Genomic DNA, 16,553 nt, shown 5'->3' with positions numbered 1-16,553 from the left:
CTGCTGCCATCATCCCGGGCCGGCCGAAGACCCGACCCGGGAGATGTGCCGGAGCATCTGGATCCCGGGTCTCCCTAGGATCGCCCGGGATGACGCAGGAACCAAGCAAGCGCGGACGAAGCCTCGTTCACTTCTTGACGAGCGGGCACTCGCTCTCGCTGAGCGGCTTGAAGGCCTGTTCTGCCGGCAGAACCGCGATCTGCTTGTAGTAATCCCATGGTGCCTTGGACTCGGACGGCTTCTTGACCTCGAAAAGGTACATGTCGTGCATCTTGCGGCCGTCGACGCGGACCGACCCCTTGCCGAAGAGCGGATCGTCGGTCGGCAATTCCTTCATCTTGGCCATCACGGCCGCGGTATCCTTGCTCTTCGCGGCCTCCACGGCCTTGAGATAGTGGAGCATGCCGGAATAGACGCCGGCCTGGACCATGGTTGGCTTCTTGCCGCCATGGGCCTTCGCGAAGCGCTCAGACCAGGCACGGGTCTGGTCGTTCGTGTCCCAGTAGAAGGCTTCCGTCAGGACCAGGCCTTGCGCCGTCTGCAGGCCGAGCGCGTGCACGTCGGTGAGGAAGACGAGCAGCCCCGCGAGCTTCTGTCCGCCTGCAACGATGCCGAACTCGCCCGCCTGCTTGATCGAGTTGATCGTGTCGCCGCCGGCATTGGCGAGGCCGATGACCTTGGCTTTGGAAGCCTGAGCCTGGAGCAGGAACGACGAGAAATCGGTGCCCGGGAAGGGCGTGCGTACGGCCCCCAGCACCTTGCCGCCGTTCTTGGTGACGATCGCGGCAGTGTCGCGCTCCAGAGCGTGACCGAAGGCATAGTCGGCGGTCAGGAAGAACCAGCTGTCGCCGCCGGCCTTCACCATGGCGCCGCCCGTGCCCTGGGCGAGGGCATAGGTGTCATAGGTCCAGTGGATCGTGTTCGGAGAACAGGCCTTGCCGGTGAGGTCCGAGGTCGCTGCGCCCGAGTTGATATGGATCTTGTTCTTTTCCTTGGTGATCTGGTTGACGGCCAGCGCCACCGATGAGGTTGGCACGTCAAGGATGATGTCGACGCCGTCCTGATCGTACCATTGCCGGGCGATGGTCGAGCCGACATCGGGCTTGTTCTGGTGGTCGGCGGAGATGATCTCGACCTTGATGCCCTTCTCGGCGGCCTTGAAATCCTCGACGGCCATGCGGGCCGCAACCACCGAGCCTTCGCCGGAGAGGTCTGCATAGAGGCCGGAACGGTCGTTGAGCACACCGGCCTTGACGGAAATCTGCTGCGCCAGCGCCGGGCTCACCAGCAGCGCGCCAAATACGCTGCCCAGCAGCAATGTCTTGAGTTTCATGCCGTCCCTCCCTGAAATGACGTCGTTCTCGACGCGATTGTTCAAACCCCGAGATAACCGTGGAGCTTGTCGATGTTTCGCTCAAGCGCCTCGTTCGGAATCATGTCGACCACCTTGCCCTGCTCGACGACATAGTGCCTGTCGGCCACCGTCGCGGCGAAGCGGAAATTCTGCTCGACCAGGATGATGGTGAAGCCATCGTGTTTCAGTTTCGCGATGGTGCGGCCGATCTGGTCGATAATCACGGGGGCCAGCCCCTCGGTCGGCTCGTCGAGCAGCAGGAGATTCGCGCCCGTGCGCAGGATGCGCCCGATCGCCAGCATCTGCTGCTCTCCGCCCGACAGCTTGGTGCCCTGGCTCTTCAGCCGCTCCTTCAGATTGGGAAAGAGCTCGAAGATCTGGTCGAGGCTGAATCCGCCCGGCTTCACCTGCGGCGGCAGCAGAAGGTTCTCCTCGACATTCAGGCTCGAATAGATGCCGCGTTCTTCCGGAACGAAGCCGATGCCGAGCCGGGCGATGGTGCGCGAGGGCAGGTTGATCGTCTCGGTACCGTCGAACGAAATCGAGCCCTTGCGCTTGCCCATGATGCCGATGATCGACTTCAACGTCGTGGTCTTGCCGGCGCCGTTACGGCCGAGCAAGGTCACCACTTCGCCCGGCGCGACGTCGAAATCGATGCCGTGCAGCACATGCGACTCGCCATACCAGGCCTCGAGCCCGCGGACCGCGAGCAGCGGTTTGACAGCGCTCGCAGGCGCCGCGGGCCCGGTCGCCTCAGTGAGCATGGCCGACTCCCGATCCGATATAGGCTTCGACCACGCGCGGATCCTTCGAGACCGTGGCGTAGTCGCCTTCGGCCAGCACCTGCCCACGCGCCAGCACGGTGATGCGGTCGGAGAGTGAGGCGACGACCGAGAGGTTGTGCTCGACCATCAGGATGGTGCGGTTGGCCGAGATTTTCCGGATCAGCGCCGCGATGCGTTCGACATCCTCACGGCCCATTCCGGCCATCGGTTCGTCGAGCAGCAGCATCTCCGGATCGAGCGCCAGCGTGGTCGCGATCTCGAGGGCGCGCTTGCGACCGTAGGAGAGTTCTCCCGCCGGCAGGTCCGCAAAGGTCGAGAGGCCGACGGCCTCGACGAGGCGCAGCGCCTCGGCATCGAGCGATTTCAGCACGTTCTCGGACCGCCAGAAATCGAAGGAGTCGCCACGCTTGCGCTGCAGCGCGATCCGGACGTTCTTCATCACGCTCAGTTGCGGGAAAACCGCCGAAATCTGAAAGGACCGGACCAGCCCGAGCCGGGCGATCTCGGCCGGCTTCTGGCGCGTGATGTCCTGGCCGTTATAGACGATCGAACCCTTGGTTGGCGCAAGAAACTTGGTCAGCAGATTGAAACATGTCGTTTTGCCGGCACCATTTGGGCCGATGAGCGCATGAATGCTGCCGCGCCTGACCTTGAGGTCGACGCCATTGACCGCGGTGAATCCCGCGAATTCTTTGGTTAGCCCCGAGGTGGAGAGAATAATATCCTCAGACATACCACGCACACATGGTCGCCACCTCAATGATTCTTGGATTGTTCGTTTCCCCTTGCAGTCATGCTGCACCGCGCGCAGCGCGCCTGTCAACGCCGCGCCCGTGCGCATGAATCCATGTGCATCTGCCCAGGAATGGCGGTTTAGACGAAAGGCTTAGAGCCGATGCCGGCCCTGTCATACTAGCCGGTCGGCAGGACGGCAGCAGCCGTGACCGATGCGATCGCGTCGAGCCGCTGCTGGTAGTCCGCGCAGGAGGGCAGGGGGCCGAGCTTGGCACCGGCGGCCGCCTGCATCAGCGTGTTGATCAGCATCGTGGGGCTAAGGCCCGTGCGTTTCAGCGAGATCTCGCCCTTCGCTTGCGCCTCCTCGATGAGGTTGCGCGCATGCCTGGCGAAGATGTCTTCGAAGACAAGCAGCTCCTGCCCGGCAATGCTGGCGATGACGGCCTTCAACTCGACCAGGTGTTCACCCGTGCCGAGGCTCTCGAAGGCCGTGGCGAAATGAGCTCTCAACAGTGCCGTGAGGCGTTCCGGGAAGGGGGCCTGGCTGATCAGGACTTCACGGCAACGTGCTTCGACACGCCTGCCGAGCAGCGCGAGCATGGACCGGAACACATCATCCTTGCCCTTGAAATGGAGGTAGAGCGTCGCCTTGGCCAGCCCGGCTTCCTTGGCGATGTCGTCCATCGAGGTGCGTTTGTAGCCGTAGCGGGCAAACAGGCGCAGGGCCGCATCGGCGATCTGATCGATGCGACCGGTGGCATCATCGGCGGCTACGCCGGAACTCTCGCTTCTGTCGGACATTGCAGTCTTGACAAGATCCAAACTGAGCGCGACTATTCCAATTAGACTCAAACGGTCTAACTCGTCTAGTCGCGCGACCCAAGACGACGGATCACCCGCCCGCTTCTGATATGTCAGATCGGGCCGTCGAGAGCGAGCCTCTCGATCCGCACCATGGTGCCGCGCTGTGTCATGTCCAGCGATCCGGAGGCAACCATGGTCTCACTCAAAGTCAACGGCAGGACGCACAGCGTCGATGTCGACGACGATACGCCCCTGCTTTGGGCGATTCGCGACAATCTCGGCCTGACCGGCACCAAGTTCGGCTGTGGTGTCGCGCAATGCGGCGCCTGCACGGTCTTCATGGACGGCAAGCCGCTGCGCTCCTGCGTCACGCCGGTCTCGGCGGTGGGCGATGCCGAGATCACCACGATCGAGGCGATTTCGGGCAAGGAAGCCGATGCCGTTCAGGCCGCCTGGACGGCACGCGACGTACCGCAATGCGGCTACTGCCAGTCGGGCCAGGTGATGAGCGCGGTTGCGCTGCTCACGGAAAACAAGAAGCCGAGCGATCGCGACATCGATCTCGCGATGAACGGCAATCTTTGCCGTTGCGCAACCTATGTCCGCATCCGCGCCGCGATCCATGATGTTGCCCGCACGCTGGAGGGCTGAGCCATGACCGTTCACGATCAGAACCTCTCCCGCCGCTCGCTGCTGAAGGGAGCTGGCGCCCTCGTCATCGGGCTGCATCTCCCGCAAGTGGCCCGTGCCCAGTCCGGGGCAGGCGCTGCGTTTCGCCCGGGCGGAAACGCCACCTTCGCACCCAATGCCTTCGTCCGCGTCGCGCCTGACAGCACCGTCACGGTGCTGATCAAGCATATCGAGTTCGGCCAGGGGCCATTCACCGGGCTTGCGACGCTCGTCGCCGAGGAGATGGACGCAGACTGGGGCCAGATGCGCAGCGAGCATGCGCCGGCCGACGTCAAGCTCTATGCCAATCTCGCATTCGGCGTGCAGGGAACCGGCGGCTCGACCGCGATCGCCAATAGCTGGGAACAGATGCGCAAGGCTGGAGCCACGGCCCGTGCCATGCTGGTCCAGGCCGCAGCGCAATCCTGGAAGGTCCCAGCCTCCGAGATCAAGGTCGAGGCCGGCGTCCTGAGCCATGCCTCCGGCAAACAGGGACGCTTTGGCGAATTCGCCGAGGCGGCCTCGGAGCTTGCCGTACCGGAAAACGTGCCGCTGAAGCCGGCTTCGGCCTACCGCCTGATCGGCAAGGAGGGCGCGGTCAGGCGGCTCGACAGTGCCGACAAGTCGCGCGGCAAGGCCGAGTTCACCATCGACATCCACGCTCCCAATATGCTGACCGTCGTCGTTGCCCGGCCACCGCGCTTCGGCGGCACGGTCGGAAACTTCGACGCGGCCGAGGCGCTCAAGGTCAAGGGCGTCGTCGACGTCAAGCAGATCGGCTCCGGCGTCGCCGTCTATGCCAATGGCATGTGGCCCGCGTTGAAGGGCCGCGAAGCCCTGAAAGTGACCTGGGACGAGAGCGCGGCCGAAAAGCGCGGCAGCCGCGAACTCATCGCCGAATATCGCGCGCTTGCCCGCCAGAAGGGTGTGGTCGCCGGTTCGCATGGCGATGCCGAGGCCGCGCTCGCCAAGGCTGGGACGGTGATCGAAGCCGAGTTCGTCTTCCCCTATCTGGCGCACGCGCCGATGGAGCCGCTCGACGGTTATCTGCAATGGGATGGCAGCGAGGCGCTCGCCCGCTTCGGCAGCCAGTTCCAGACCACCGAGCATATGACCATCGCAACCATCCTTGGCCTGCCGCCAGAGAAGGTCAGGCTCGAGACCATGCTGGCAGGCGGCAGCTTTGGCCGGCGTGCGCAGGTCAGCCAGCATCTGGCAGCGGAACTCGCCATGGTCGCCAAGGCGATCGGCCCCAACCGTCCGGTCAAGCTGGTCTGGACCCGCGAGGATGACCTCTCCGGCGGCTATTACCGCCCGCTCTTCGTGCATCGCCTGCGCGGTGCCGTGAACGACGGCAAGATCACGGCCTGGGCCGACAGCATCGTCGGCCAGTCCTTCTTCCTCGGCACGCCCTTCGAGGCGATGGTGGTGAAGAACGGCATCGACGCAACCTCGGTCGAAGGCGCCAACGAACTCTTCTACGAGATTGCCGATTTCCACTGCGAGGTGAACAACCCCAAGGTTGGCGTGCCGACCCTGTGGTGGCGCTCCGTCGGCCATACGCACACGGCCTATGCGGTCGAGTGCTTCATCGACGAGCTGCTGCAGGCGGCGGGGCAGGATCCGGTTGCCGGCAGGCTTAACCTGATGAACCGGCATCCGCGTGCCGTCGGCGTGCTCAAGGCTGTCGCCGAACTGGCGAAGTGGAATGGCTCCGGCCCGGTCGACGGCCGCGCCCGCGGCGTCGCGGTGGTCGAGAGCTTCGGTTCCTTCGTTGCCCAGATCGCGGAGGTCTCGCTCGGCACTGATGGTGAGCCGAAGGTTCACAAGGTCTGGTGCGCGGTGGATTGCGGGGTCGCGGTCAACCCCGACATCATCCGGGCGCAGATGGAAGGCGGCATCGGCTTTGGTCTTGGCCATGCGCTCTACGGCGAGATCACGCTCGACCAGGGCAGGCCGGTCCAGGCCAATTTCGATACCTATCGCTCGCTGCGCATTCACGAGATGCCGGAGGTCGAGGTCCTGATCATCCGTTCGACCGAAGCGCCCACCGGCGTCGGCGAGCCGGGCGTGCCGCCGATCGGCCCGGCGGTCGCCAATGCACTGGCAAAGCTCGGGCAACCGCGTCCGCGGCAATTGCCCATGGTCGGAGGCACGGTCTGATGCGGGCGCCCCTCCTTCACGCCGTCCTGGCAGGTGCGGGACTCTGTCTGGCCGGGACCGCGCTCACCTCGGCGCAAACGACGCGACAGGCCCCGCCCGCCTCGCTGCGTCCAGCCGAGAGCTTCAGCGCCATCGCCAACCAGCGCGATCGCTCGGTCGCCCTGTTCGGCGAGATCGGCACGGTGCTGCAGCATCCGCGCTGCATGAACTGCCACCCGGCGACCGAACGCCCGCGGCAGGCCGATGCGAGGCGCCTGCATCAGCCGCTCGTCGTGCGCGGCAAGGACGGGCACGGCGCACCGGGGCTGGAATGCGCGACCTGCCACGGAAAGCAGAATTTCGACCCGGCGCGGATTCCGGGCGATGGTCACTGGGCGCTGGCGCCGGCCTCGATGGCCTGGGAGGGTAAGTCGCTCGGTCAGATCTGCGAGCAGCTCAAGGACCAGAACCGCAATGGCAGCCGCGACCTCGCGGCAATCGTCAAGCATGTCACCAGCGACACCCTGGTGCTCTGGGCCTGGAACCCGGGACTCGGTCGTGTTCCGGCACCAGGCAGCAATGCGCAATTCGGTGCGCTTATGCAGGCCTGGGTCGATACGGGAGCCGTCTGTCCGGCGTCCTGACGCGGCTCCTTCTTCTCCCCTCGGGGTACGAGGGGAGGCACGCATGCCCACCCGCGCCCTCGTCCATGTTGCAACCGCACCATGGGCTCGGCTAGTCCTTGGGAGGAACGCTCCTCTCCCCCTGATCCCAGCGGCAAAGGCATCGCGATGAAGAAGGTCTACCCCGACGCAAAGGCGTCGCTCGCCGGTATCGTCAAGGACGGCATGACGATCATGGCCGGCGGCTTCGGCCTCTGCGGCATTCCCGACACCCTGATCGAGGCGATCCGTGATTCCGGCGCCAAGAACCTGACCTTTATCTCCAATAACGCCGGCGTCGACGGCGCGGGGCTTGGTCTGCTGCTGGAAACCCGCCAGATCAAGAAGATGATCAGTTCCTATGTCGGCGAGAACAAGCTTTTCGCCCAGCAATACCTGGCTGGTGAACTCGAGCTTGAATTCACGCCGCAGGGCACTCTTGCCGAGCGGATTCGTGCCGGCGGGGCTGGCATTCCCGCCTTCTTCACCAAGACCGGTGTCGGTACGCTGATCGCCGAGGGCAAGGAGGAACGCGAGTTCAATGGCGAGCGCTACATCATGGAGCGCGGCCTCTTCGCCGATATCTCGATCGTTCATGCCTGGAAGGGCGATACCGAGGGCAACCTCGTCTATCGGAAGACGGCGCGGAACTTCAATCCGATGATGGCGAGCGCCTCGCGCTTCACGGTCGCAGAGGTCGAGCACCTCGTGCCGGCCGGCGAGATCGATCCCGATCACATGCACACGCCCGGCATTTTCGTGAAGCGCATCGTGCATGTGCCGAACCCGGTCAAGCGCATCGAACAGCGCACCACCCGTCCCCGTCCGACGGCTTGAGGAGACAAGGACCATGGCTTGGACACGTGAGCAGATGGCCGCCCGCGCCGCCAGGGAGCTGCAGGACGGTTTCTACGTCAATCTCGGTATCGGCATCCCGACGCTGGTCTCGAACTACATTCCCGCCGGCATGAGCGTGCAGCTCCAGTCGGAGAACGGCATGCTCGGCATGGGGCCGTTCCCCTTTGAGGGCGAAGAAGATCCCGACCTGATCAATGCGGGAAAGCAGACCATCACCGAACTGCCGACGACGAGCTATTTCTCCTCGGCGGATTCCTTCGGCATGATCCGTGGCGGTCATATCGATCTGTCGATCCTCGGCGCGATGCAGGTGGCCGAGAACGGCGATCTCGCCAATTGGATGATCCCCGGCAAGATGGTGAAGGGCATGGGCGGCGCGATGGATCTCGTTGCCGGTGTCAAGAAGGTCGTCGTGGTGATGGAGCATGTCGCCAAGAACAAGGACGGCTCCGAATCGGCAAAGCTGCTCGAGGCCTGCGACCTGCCGCTAACAGGCGCCGGCGTCGTCGACATGGTGATCACCGATCTCGGTGTCATCGCCGTGGACAAGGCGAATGGCGGCGGCATGACCCTGATCGAGCTGGCGGACGGCGTTTCGCTGGATGAGATCAAGGCCAAGACCCAGGCCAAGTTCAAGGTCGCGGTCTAAAGTATCGGCCCGAAGAGTGGATTGCGGTTTTCGGGAAAGCCGATGCAAACACAAAGGGCTAGATCATCCCGGGGCGGCGCATGCGGCCCCGGGATCGCCGCGCTGAACACGCGCGATGAGATCTCAGTCGCGGCCTGTCCCGATCTCCCAGCCATGCCGGATCAGCTCCGGATCGGCATGCTCCTCCTGCGGATAGCCGACGCAGAGCCAGGCGATCAGCTTCCATTGCGGCGGCACGCCAAGCGCAGCCGCGATCGCCTCGGGTTCGAGGATGGAGACCCAGCCGACGCCGATGCCGTGCATGCGCGCTGCCAGCCAGAACTGAGTGATCGCGGCGACCACGGAATAATCGAGCATCTCCGGCATGGTGCGCCGGCCGAGCCCATGACCTTGCTCCGTGCCGTGGTCGCAGAACACCGCAAACTGCTCGGGGGCTTCGCGCAGGCCTTCGAGCTTCAGGTTGGCATAGAGCCGGGCTCGCTCGCCGGCGTAGTCACCGAGCGCCTCGGCGTTGCAATGCGTAAAACTGGTCTGCGCCGCCGCACGCTGGTCTGCGTCCGTGACGCGCAACCAGCGCCAGGGCTGCGAATGGCCGACCGAGGGAGAGAGTTCGGTCAGCTTCAAGAGATGCGCCAATAACGCTTCGGGCACCGGCTCCGACCGGAAGCGGCGCACATCGCGCCGCCAGGCGAGCAGCGTCTCGAATTGCGCCGCAAAGGCCTCGTCGAAGACCGGAGGCCCGCTCATGGCTGCCCGGTGAAGCGGGCGATAGCGTGGAAGAAGGAGCCGGTTACCAGCGCCCGCCGGCCGCCGGCGGGAACCGGAGCCGAGCCATGCGGATCGGTCACCATCGCGAAGGGCGCGTCATCGCCAACCGAAATGATCGTCGCGTAGTGGAATTCATGCCCGGTCAGTGCCTGCCCGGCCGAACCCAGCGGACCATTCGCCTGGAGCACGGCGCGGCGGTAACCCAGATTCATCTTGCGCTTCGCGAAGCTGGTCTCGACCGAGAGCAGGTTCGCCATGGCATGGGCGGTGCCGTCGGCATCGATCAGCGTTCGGCCAAGCACCATGTAGCCGCCGCACTCGCCATGGACTGGCCGGGTCTCCGCGAAGCGGCGCAAGCCGGCCAGGAAGCGGCTGGCGCCGGCGATCCGGCCGGCATGAAGCTCCGGGTAGCCGCCCGGCAGCCAGCAGCTGTCGCAAGTCTCCGGCGGCGATTCGTCGGCGAGCGGCGAAAAGGGAACGAGCGTTGCGCCGGTCGCACGCCAGCCGGTTTCGACATGCGGATAGACGAAGCTGAAGGCGGCATCGCGGGCAATGGCGATGCAGCGTCCCGGGGCGGGCAGGGCGGGAGCGCCATGCCGGGTTACCGGGAGGTCCGTCGGTTCGGCCACGGCAAGGATCGCATCGAGGTCGACCGCGGCAGAGATCGCGTCTGCGAGCGCATCGAGCCGGCCATGCAGATCCTCTGTCTCGCCGGCTTGCACAAGGCCGAGATGGCGCTCGGGCAGGATCAGGCTTGCCTCGCGCGACAGGGCTCCGAGCACGGGCAAGCCGATCCGCTCCATGCCGGCGCAGGCAAGCCGGCGATGGCGTTCGCTTGCCACCTTGTTGAGGATCACGCCCACGACACGGATGCGCTCGTCATAACGCACGCAGCCGAGAGCCACCGCGCCGGCCGACTGCGCCTGACCGGAGACATCGACGACCAGCACGACCGGCCAGCCGCAGAAGGCCGCGATATCGGCGCTCGCGCCCGTATGCCCCATCTCGCCCGGCACGCCGTCGAACAGGCCCATCGAGCCCTCTGCGACGACGATATCGGCCGCCTCTGCAGCCTCGCCTGCGATCTGGCCGAGCAAGGTGTCCGGCATCGCAAAACTGTCGAGATTGGCGCTCGGTGCGCCGGTTGCGGCCGCGTGGAATGCCGGGTCGATATAGTCCGGCCCGCATTTCAGCCCGCGTACGGTCAGCCCTCGCTTCACCAGCGCCCGTTGCAAACCGAGCGTGATCGTCGTCTTGCCCGAGCCGGAGCGCGGCGCGGCGATGAGGAGGCCTTTTCCGCTCATGCGATGATCTCCGCGGGCTCCTGACGGAGCCCTCTTGCTGCGCTATGCAGGCGCTCATGGAAGACTTGCCGCCCCAAGGCGAATTGCGACGCGGCTGGACGACGGGCGCTTGCGCTGCCGCCGCCGCCAAGTCCGCCTATTGCGGCTGGGCGGCCGGCTCGTTTCTCGATCCCGTCGAGATCACGCTGCCGGGCGGCCAGCGGCCGGCCTTTGCCCTGGCCCGGCAGTCCGCGCTTGCGGAGGGCGCCGAGGCCGGCATCATCAAGGATGCGGGCGACGATCCCGACGTTACGCATGGCGCGCTGGTGGTTGCGCGGGTCGGCCCGGCCGCGCCTGGCGCAGGCATTGTTTTTCGCGCCGGCGAGGGTGTCGGCACAGTCACCTTGCCCGGCTTGCCATTGCCGGTCGGCGAACCCGCCATCAACCCGATGCCGCGCGAGATGATCCGGCAGGCTTTGACGGAGGTCATTGCGGCGACGGGCGGTCCGCGCGACGTCTCCGTCACCATCGCGATCCCCGGTGGGGAGGCCCTCGCCGGAAAGACCATGAATCCGCGCCTCGGCATCGTCGGTGGGCTCTCGATTCTCGGTACGACCGGAATCGTCATACCCTTTTCGTGCGCGGCCTGGATTCACTCGATCCATCGCGGCATCGATGTCGCGCGCGCGACTGGTCTCACCCATGTCGCAGGCGCCACCGGCTCGACCTCCGAAGCCGCTATCCGGCGTCTCCATGGCCTGTCGGAGCAGGCTCTGATCGACATGGGGGATTTCGCCGGTGGCATGCTGAAATATCTGCGGCGCCACCCGGTCCACCGCGTCACGGTCGCCGGCGGCTTCGCAAAGATGGTCAAGCTCGGGCAGGGCATGCTCGACCTGCACTCGCGCGCGGGTCCGGTCGATTTCGCCTGGCTGGCGGCGCGGATTCTGGAGGCGGGCGGCAGTGAGCACCTGGCTGCCTGGGTGCCCGGGGCCAATACGGCGCTCGAGGTGTTGCAACGTGCCCAGGCCGAGGGGTTGCCATTGGCCGAAACCGTCGGCCGGCATGCCTGGGTGAACGCCGCGCATTCCCTCGGCGTGCCGGACAGTGAGCTGGAGATCGCGATTTTCGATCGCACCGGTGGCCTTCTGGCGCGTACGCCATTCCGCAAGGTGGGGTGAGCCCGAGCGTGTCACACGCCACCACCGCTCGGCCGGAAACGCCGGTCGTAGCCTGTGGAATACAAGGCGCTCTCGCCAAAATCCTGCGAGCCGAGCGCGGGGCCGACGAGGATCAGCGCGGTCCGTTCCAACCCCGAGGCCTGGACCTCGGCCACGATCGTGCTCAGCGTTCCGCACAGCACGCGCTCATCTGGCCAGGACGCCCGGAAGACGACGGCGACGGGGCAATCTGCTCCGTAGAACGGTGTCAGCTCGGCGGCGACCTGTCCGATCACGTGGATCGAGAGATGGATGGCGAGCGTCGTGCCCGAGGCCGCGAAGGTCGCGAGCTTTTCGCGCTCGGGCATAGCCGAGGCGCGGCCCGAGGTGCGTGTCAGGACCAGCGATTGCGCGACGCCGGGCAGCGTCAATTCGCGCTTCAGCGTCGCTGCCGCCGCGGCGAAGGCCGGCACGCCGGGCGTGACCGTAAAGGGGATGCCGAGCGCATCGAGCCGACGCATCTGTTCGCCGCAGGCGCTCCAGATCGAGAGATCGCCCGAATGCAGTCGAGCCACGTCCTGCCCCGCTTCATGGGCGGTCTGCATCTCGCCAATGAGCGCATCGAGATCGAGCGGGGCGGTGTCGACGATGCGCGCGCCCGGTGGACACCAGTCGAGCATCGTGCGCGGGATCAGCGAGCCGGCATAAAGGCAGACCGGGCAGGCGGCGATCAGGTCGCGCCCGCGAAGGGTGATGAGATCGGCGGCACCTGGGCCGGCGCCAATGAAATGGATGGTCATGACGTGGCGCTCCGCGCCAGCGCGCAGGTGACGCGGGCAGTGGCGATCCGTGGCTGGATCAGCACCGATCCCGGGCCGGCGGCCGCAAGCGCAGCCGCCTCCGCGACGGAGCCGACGCCATAGAGAGAGGCGATGCGGGTCGAGCGGGTTGCGCAGGCGGCCTCGTAGCCCTTGAGCGCTTCGTCTGGAATCGCGACGAGTTCGGCGTTGCGGCTCCGCGCCGTGGCAAGGAGACCCGCCTCGCGCGAACGGCTGGAGATGGTGGCGAGGCGCAACGCGGTCGGCGCCACGCCGGCTTGCCTGAGCGCCTGGTCGAGGCAGGCGAGGATATCCACCTCGCTGGTGCCCGGGCGTAATCCGATCCCCGCCACGATCACGGCTTCACCACCCGCCATTGTGTCACCGGCATCGCGGCGCGCCAGCCATGCATGCTGCCGACCGCGTCGAGATGGCTGACGCCGATCCGGCGCAAGGTGCCGCCATGCGCGGCGTAAAGCGCCGCAAGCCGTGCCTCGCCCTCCAGCGTCACCACATTGGCGACGAGGCGACCGCCCGACTTCAGCGCACCCCATGCAGCCTCGAAAACTCCGGGCTCGGTCATGCCGCCGCCGATGAAGACCGCATCCGGGACCGGGCGGCCGGGAAAGCTCGCAGGTGCCGCGCCGATGGCGACCTCGATTCGGAGCGCACCGAGGGCTGAGCCGTTGCGGGTGATCCGCGCAGCCCGCTCGGGCCTGGCCTCGAAGGCGATGGTCTGGTTGCCGGGATTGCGCAGGCACCATTCGAGCCCGATCGAGCCCGAACCGGCGCCGACATCCCAGAGCAGTTCTCCAGCACGGGGTCGCAGGGCGGACAACGTGATCGCACGGATATCGGCCTTGGTGATCTGGCCGTCATGCTCGAACCAGTCGTCATCCAGTCCGGAGGCGAGTGGGAGGATACGCGCTTCACGCTCTGCGACCAGATCCAGCGCGATCAGGTTGAGCGGGTCGACTGTGCCGAGATCGAAGGCCTGCGCCTTGCACTCGCGGATACGTTCGCGTGGACCGCCGAGCGCCTCCATCACCACGAGGCGCGAGGCACCAAAGCCGCGTGCGCTCATCAATTCAGCCAGCTTTCCCGGGGTCGAACCATCCCAGGACAGAGCGAGCACGCGCCGGCCCGGCTGCAGAAAGGGGATGATGCGTTCCAGCGCACGACCATGCAGCGAGACGCGGCCGCATTCCTCTTGCGGCCAGCGCAGCCGGTTGCAGGCGAGCGCAAAGGAAGAGAGCTGCGGATAGATCCGCATCTCGTCCGGGCCGAGTGCCTTCGCCAGGCCGGCACCGATTCCGTAATGGAACGGGTCGCCCGTGGCGAGCACGCAGACCTTGCGGCCTCTCTGCGAGAGGATCAGCGGCAGCGCATTGCGGAAGGGCTGCGGCCAGGGCGCAGCCTCGCCCGCAACCGGCCCGATCAGGGCGATATGCCGGGCGCCGCCATAGACGAGCTCGGCGCCTTCAAGCGCGGCAAGCGCGTCCGGCGAAAGCCCGGCGCGGCCGTCTTCTCCAAGCCCGACGAGGGAGAGCCAAGGCTCGGTGGCCGAGGCGGATGCCCTCGACAGTTCGTCGGATTCAGGCGAAAACAATGTCATGACGGTCCTGATCCTCGGCGGCACCAGCGAAGCTGTCGCGCTTGATCAGCTTCTTGCTGACCAGGCGCCGGAAATCCGCGCGGTTGTCTCGCTGGCCGGACATACCTCCGATCCCAAACCCCTCAATCTGCCGGTGCGTGTCGGTGGTTTCGGCGGCATCGAAGGCCTGCGGCATTATCTCATAGAAAACCGGGTCGTTGCCGTGGTCGATGCCACGCATCCCTTCGCAGCTATCATGCCGTTCCATGCGGAGGCGGCCTGCAAGGCCGAGAACGTGCCGATCATCGCGATCCGCCGTGAATCCTGGAAGCCGCGGCCGGGTGATCGCTGGCGCTCGGTGCCGGACATTCAAGCTGCAGTCGAGACGCTGGGCACGCAGCCGCGTCGCGTCTTCCTGACGGTCGGACGGCTCGAGCTGCCGGCCTTCGCCGACGCGCCGCAGCACCATTATCTCGTCAGGGTGATCGAGCCGATCGGCGACCGGCTGCCGCTCAACGGCATCAAGGTCATCCAGCAGCGCGGCCCGTTCGAGGCCGATGAAGAGGAGGATCTGATGCGCCGGGAGGGCATCGAGATTCTCGTCTCGAAGAATTCCGGCGGTCCGGCGACAGTCGGCAAGCTGACGGCGGCGCGCCGGCTCGGCCTTCCCGTGATCATGGTCGAGCGGCCGCCCAAACCCGATGTCGCAACCGTCGACCATATCGATCAGGTCCTGCCCTGGCTGGTGGCGCAGGGGATCTTCGTCACCGAACGCGGCGTATAGACGATCGGCGCCTGGCCCGGGCGGGCGATCGATCGCGTGCTCGAGGCACCGATCATCACGAGCGTTGCCATGTCGGCCGAGCCTGCCGCCCCCACAGCCTCGCTCATCGGCAATACGCGCAGGACTTCGTCCGGCCGTCCGACGGCGCGCGCGAAGATCACGGGTGTTTCAGGCGCGCGATGCCGGGCAGCCAGCGTTAGGGCCTCGCCGAGCTGCCAGGGCCGAGCCTTCGAGATCGGGTTATAGAGCGAGATCACGAAATCGGCGCTCAGCGCCGCTTCCAGCCGCGCGGTGATCACGTCCCAGGGCTTGAGGTTGTCAGAGAGCGAGATTGCGCAGAAATCGCCGCCAAGCGGCGCGCCGGCCCGCGCCGCTGCGGCGAGCATCGCAGTAATCCCGGGTTCGACGCTGATCGGCAGCGCAAGCCAGCCGGGTTCGCCGGCCTCGAGTGCCTCGAACACCGCCGCTGCCATCGCGAAGACGCCGGGATCGCCGCCTGATACCACCGCGACTGCGCGACCCTCGGCTGCAAGCTGCAACGCATAGCGAGCGCGTGCGATCTCGACCCGGTTGTCGGATGCGTGCTTCGTCTGCCCCCCGCGCACCGCCAGTCGGTCCAGATAGGGACCATACCCGACGAGGTCGGTAGCCGCTTCGAGCGCGGCTTGTGCAGCCGGCGTCAGCCAGTGCGGCTCTCCAGGGCCGAGGCCGACGATGGTGAGCGAGCCGCTCATAGCCGCCGGCCCTCGCCTGGAACGAGGATCATCGAGAAATAGGGGGCAACGTCATCGGTCTTCTCATCGAGCCGGGTCACGACCTGCCCTGCCATCGTTGCCCGCTCGACATAGATCGCGCGATGGATCAGCCCGGCTGCCTTCAGCGCGCGGCGTACTTTCGGCAGGTTGCGACCAAGCTTCATGATCACGGCCGCATCGGTGTCGACCAGGCGACGACGCAGTTCCGCCTCGGGCAAGGTGCCGGGCAGCACGGTCATGACGTCGTCACCCCAGGTGATCGGGGCACCTGCACGAACCCAGGCGCCGGCCATGCCGGTGACGCCCGGTACAACCTCGGTCGGGAAACGGTGGGCGAGGCGCCGCCATAGATGCATGAAGGAACCGTAGAAGAACGGATCGCCGTCGCAGAGCACCGCGACGGTCCGGCCCGCCGCCATCTCGGCTGCGAGCAATTCGGCGGATTCATCGTAGAAGGTGGCGATCGGCCCGGTATAGCCGTCCTCGCAGACAGGAACCTCGGTCGTCACCGGAAAGGTGAGCACGATCTCGCGCGCTGGATCCGGCGGGATCACCGCGTCGGCTGTGACGCGGGCATTGCCACGGCTGCCCTTCTTGCAGAAATGCACCAGCCGGTCGGCGGTCGTGATGATGTCGCGGGCCCGGACCGTCATGTAGTCGGGGTCGCCGGGCCCCAGGCCGACGCCGAAGAGCAGGGTGCCTGCGTTCTGGGGGAAGGACCGGTCCATGCTCA

Annotated in this window: 18 protein-coding genes; 7 read left to right on the top strand and 11 right to left on the bottom strand. The window is 66.1% G+C overall.

Features of this window, described 5'->3' with window-relative positions:
- Positions 1-127 precede the first annotated feature (127 nt).
- From AB4118_RS14435 to AB4118_RS14420, 4 genes are all read right to left on the bottom strand, one after another.
- Entirely contained in the window at positions 128-1,333 is a 1,206-nt protein-coding gene (locus AB4118_RS14435; RefSeq protein WP_441490371.1) for an ABC transporter substrate-binding protein, read from the bottom strand.
- A 41-nt stretch (positions 1,334-1,374) separates the two neighbouring features.
- Positions 1,375-2,118, bottom strand: coding sequence for an ABC transporter ATP-binding protein (locus AB4118_RS14430; protein ID WP_441490370.1), 744 nt, complete (start codon positions 2,116-2,118; stop codon positions 1,375-1,377).
- Entirely contained in the window at positions 2,108-2,872 is a 765-nt protein-coding gene (locus tag AB4118_RS14425) for an ABC transporter ATP-binding protein (protein WP_441490369.1), read from the bottom strand. Before AB4118_RS14425 ends, AB4118_RS14430 begins: the two co-directional genes overlap by 11 nt.
- Before the next feature lie 179 nt (positions 2,873-3,051).
- Positions 3,052-3,675 (bottom strand): TetR/AcrR family transcriptional regulator, encoded by a 624-nt coding sequence (locus AB4118_RS14420; RefSeq protein WP_441490368.1) that lies wholly within the window; start codon positions 3,673-3,675, stop codon positions 3,052-3,054.
- Positions 3,676-3,870: 195 nt separating this feature from the next.
- Here AB4118_RS14420 and AB4118_RS14415 point away from each other — a divergent pair, with 195 nt between their 5' ends.
- The 5 genes from AB4118_RS14415 to AB4118_RS14395 all read left to right on the top strand — a co-directional run bounded on the left by AB4118_RS14415 (position 3,871) and on the right by AB4118_RS14395 (position 8,658).
- On the top strand, positions 3,871-4,329 hold the full coding sequence (locus AB4118_RS14415; RefSeq protein WP_441490367.1) for a (2Fe-2S)-binding protein: 459 nt from the start codon (positions 3,871-3,873) through the stop codon (positions 4,327-4,329).
- Positions 4,330-4,332: 3 nt separating this feature from the next.
- Entirely contained in the window at positions 4,333-6,510 is a 2,178-nt protein-coding gene (locus tag AB4118_RS14410; RefSeq protein ID WP_441490366.1) for a xanthine dehydrogenase family protein molybdopterin-binding subunit, read from the top strand.
- Positions 6,510-7,133, top strand: a complete 624-nt coding sequence (locus AB4118_RS14405) for an Isoquinoline 1-oxidoreductase subunit (RefSeq protein WP_441490365.1) — start codon at positions 6,510-6,512, stop codon at positions 7,131-7,133. The genes AB4118_RS14410 and AB4118_RS14405 overlap by 1 nt, the downstream gene beginning before the upstream one ends.
- A 147-nt stretch (positions 7,134-7,280) precedes the next feature.
- The gene (locus tag AB4118_RS14400; protein ID WP_441490364.1) at positions 7,281-7,988 is read left to right on the top strand and encodes a CoA transferase subunit A; all 708 of its coding nucleotides are present in this window, start codon (positions 7,281-7,283) and stop codon (positions 7,986-7,988) included.
- Positions 7,989-8,001: 13 nt separating this feature from the next.
- On the top strand, positions 8,002-8,658 hold the full coding sequence (locus AB4118_RS14395; RefSeq protein WP_441490363.1) for a 3-oxoacid CoA-transferase subunit B: 657 nt from the start codon (positions 8,002-8,004) through the stop codon (positions 8,656-8,658).
- 123 nt (positions 8,659-8,781) lie between these two features.
- On the opposite strand, the gene bluB is transcribed toward AB4118_RS14395, so the two are convergent.
- Together bluB and AB4118_RS14385 are read right to left on the bottom strand one after the other, a co-directional pair.
- Positions 8,782-9,405 carry a 5,6-dimethylbenzimidazole synthase gene (gene bluB / locus AB4118_RS14390; RefSeq protein ID WP_441490362.1) on the bottom strand — a complete coding sequence of 208 codons (624 nt, stop codon included), beginning with the start codon at positions 9,403-9,405 and terminating at the stop codon, positions 8,782-8,784.
- Positions 9,402-10,730: a cobyrinate a,c-diamide synthase gene (locus tag AB4118_RS14385; RefSeq protein ID WP_441490361.1), complete on the bottom strand. Its 1,329-nt coding sequence runs from the start codon at positions 10,728-10,730 to the stop codon at positions 9,402-9,404. The genes bluB and AB4118_RS14385 overlap by 4 nt, the downstream gene beginning before the upstream one ends.
- Positions 10,731-10,786: 56 nt before the next feature.
- On the opposite strand from AB4118_RS14385, the gene AB4118_RS14380 reads away from it, so the two are divergent.
- A complete protein-coding gene (locus AB4118_RS14380) occupies positions 10,787-11,890 on the top strand; it encodes a cobalt-precorrin-5B (C(1))-methyltransferase (protein ID WP_441490360.1) in 1,104 nt (367 codons plus the stop codon).
- An 11-nt stretch (positions 11,891-11,901) separates the two neighbouring features.
- On the opposite strand, the gene cobM is transcribed toward AB4118_RS14380, so the two are convergent.
- Genes cobM through cbiE form a run of 3 tightly spaced genes read right to left on the bottom strand, consistent with a single transcriptional unit; the run spans position 11,902 to position 14,302 of the window.
- On the bottom strand, positions 11,902-12,669 hold the full coding sequence (gene cobM, locus AB4118_RS14375; RefSeq protein ID WP_441490359.1) for a precorrin-4 C(11)-methyltransferase: 768 nt from the start codon (positions 12,667-12,669) through the stop codon (positions 11,902-11,904).
- On the bottom strand, positions 12,666-13,064 hold the full coding sequence (locus AB4118_RS14370) for a cobalamin biosynthesis protein (protein WP_441490358.1): 399 nt from the start codon (positions 13,062-13,064) through the stop codon (positions 12,666-12,668). Before AB4118_RS14370 ends, cobM begins: the two co-directional genes overlap by 4 nt.
- Positions 13,043-14,302 carry a precorrin-6y C5,15-methyltransferase (decarboxylating) subunit CbiE gene (gene cbiE / locus AB4118_RS14365; RefSeq protein WP_441490357.1) on the bottom strand — a complete coding sequence of 420 codons (1,260 nt, stop codon included), beginning with the start codon at positions 14,300-14,302 and terminating at the stop codon, positions 13,043-13,045. The genes AB4118_RS14370 and cbiE overlap by 22 nt, the downstream gene beginning before the upstream one ends.
- Between cbiE and AB4118_RS14360 the strand changes: the two genes are divergently transcribed.
- Positions 14,301-15,065, top strand: a complete 765-nt coding sequence (locus AB4118_RS14360) for a cobalt-precorrin-6A reductase (protein ID WP_441490356.1) — start codon at positions 14,301-14,303, stop codon at positions 15,063-15,065. The two genes, cbiE and AB4118_RS14360, sit on opposite strands and share 2 nt — an antisense overlap.
- On the opposite strand, the gene cobJ is transcribed toward AB4118_RS14360, so the two are convergent.
- Both cobJ and AB4118_RS14350 read right to left on the bottom strand, forming a co-directional pair.
- Positions 15,008-15,799, bottom strand: a complete 792-nt coding sequence (gene cobJ / locus AB4118_RS14355) for a precorrin-3B C(17)-methyltransferase (protein WP_441490355.1) — start codon at positions 15,797-15,799, stop codon at positions 15,008-15,010. The two genes, AB4118_RS14360 and cobJ, sit on opposite strands and share 58 nt — an antisense overlap.
- Positions 15,796-16,548 carry a precorrin-2 C(20)-methyltransferase gene (locus AB4118_RS14350; protein WP_441490500.1) on the bottom strand — a complete coding sequence of 251 codons (753 nt, stop codon included), beginning with the start codon at positions 16,546-16,548 and terminating at the stop codon, positions 15,796-15,798. Before AB4118_RS14350 ends, cobJ begins: the two co-directional genes overlap by 4 nt.
- Positions 16,549-16,553: the final 5 nt, after the last annotated feature.

The sequence above is a fragment of the Allobosea sp. 2RAB26 genome, from assembly GCF_052115465.1.
Lineage (GTDB): Bacteria > Pseudomonadota > Alphaproteobacteria > Rhizobiales > Beijerinckiaceae > Allobosea.
Note: the sequence above shows the minus strand (reverse complement) of the source record. Positions and strands in the feature narration are given on the sequence as shown.

Excerpts from the sequence above, each read along its gene's own strand:
- AB4118_RS14435 (WP_441490371.1), bottom strand. The coding sequence starts at position 1,333 with ATGAAACTCAAGACATTGCTGCTGGGCAGCGTATTTGGCGCGCTGCTG.
- AB4118_RS14430 (WP_441490370.1), bottom strand. The coding sequence starts at position 2,118 with ATGCTCACTGAGGCGACCGGGCCCGCGGCGCCTGCGAGCGCTGTCAAA.
- AB4118_RS14425 (WP_441490369.1), bottom strand. The coding sequence starts at position 2,872 with ATGTCTGAGGATATTATTCTCTCCACCTCGGGGCTAACCAAAGAATTC.
- AB4118_RS14420 (WP_441490368.1), bottom strand. The coding sequence starts at position 3,675 with ATGTCCGACAGAAGCGAGAGTTCCGGCGTAGCCGCCGATGATGCCACC.
- AB4118_RS14415 (WP_441490367.1), top strand. The coding sequence starts at position 3,871 with ATGGTCTCACTCAAAGTCAACGGCAGGACGCACAGCGTCGATGTCGAC.
- AB4118_RS14410 (WP_441490366.1), top strand. The coding sequence starts at position 4,333 with ATGACCGTTCACGATCAGAACCTCTCCCGCCGCTCGCTGCTGAAGGGA.
- AB4118_RS14405 (WP_441490365.1), top strand. The coding sequence starts at position 6,510 with ATGCGGGCGCCCCTCCTTCACGCCGTCCTGGCAGGTGCGGGACTCTGT.
- AB4118_RS14400 (WP_441490364.1), top strand. The coding sequence starts at position 7,281 with ATGAAGAAGGTCTACCCCGACGCAAAGGCGTCGCTCGCCGGTATCGTC.
- AB4118_RS14395 (WP_441490363.1), top strand. The coding sequence starts at position 8,002 with ATGGCTTGGACACGTGAGCAGATGGCCGCCCGCGCCGCCAGGGAGCTG.
- bluB (WP_441490362.1), bottom strand. The coding sequence starts at position 9,405 with ATGAGCGGGCCTCCGGTCTTCGACGAGGCCTTTGCGGCGCAATTCGAG.
- AB4118_RS14385 (WP_441490361.1), bottom strand. The coding sequence starts at position 10,730 with ATGAGCGGAAAAGGCCTCCTCATCGCCGCGCCGCGCTCCGGCTCGGGC.
- AB4118_RS14380 (WP_441490360.1), top strand. The coding sequence starts at position 10,787 with ATGGAAGACTTGCCGCCCCAAGGCGAATTGCGACGCGGCTGGACGACG.
- cobM (WP_441490359.1), bottom strand. The coding sequence starts at position 12,669 with ATGACCATCCATTTCATTGGCGCCGGCCCAGGTGCCGCCGATCTCATC.
- AB4118_RS14370 (WP_441490358.1), bottom strand. The coding sequence starts at position 13,064 with ATGGCGGGTGGTGAAGCCGTGATCGTGGCGGGGATCGGATTACGCCCG.
- AB4118_RS14360 (WP_441490356.1), top strand. The coding sequence starts at position 14,301 with ATGACGGTCCTGATCCTCGGCGGCACCAGCGAAGCTGTCGCGCTTGAT.
- cbiE (WP_441490357.1), bottom strand. The coding sequence starts at position 14,302 with ATGACATTGTTTTCGCCTGAATCCGACGAACTGTCGAGGGCATCCGCC.
- cobJ (WP_441490355.1), bottom strand. The coding sequence starts at position 15,799 with ATGAGCGGCTCGCTCACCATCGTCGGCCTCGGCCCTGGAGAGCCGCAC.
- AB4118_RS14350 (WP_441490500.1), bottom strand. The coding sequence starts at position 16,548 with ATGGACCGGTCCTTCCCCCAGAACGCAGGCACCCTGCTCTTCGGCGTC.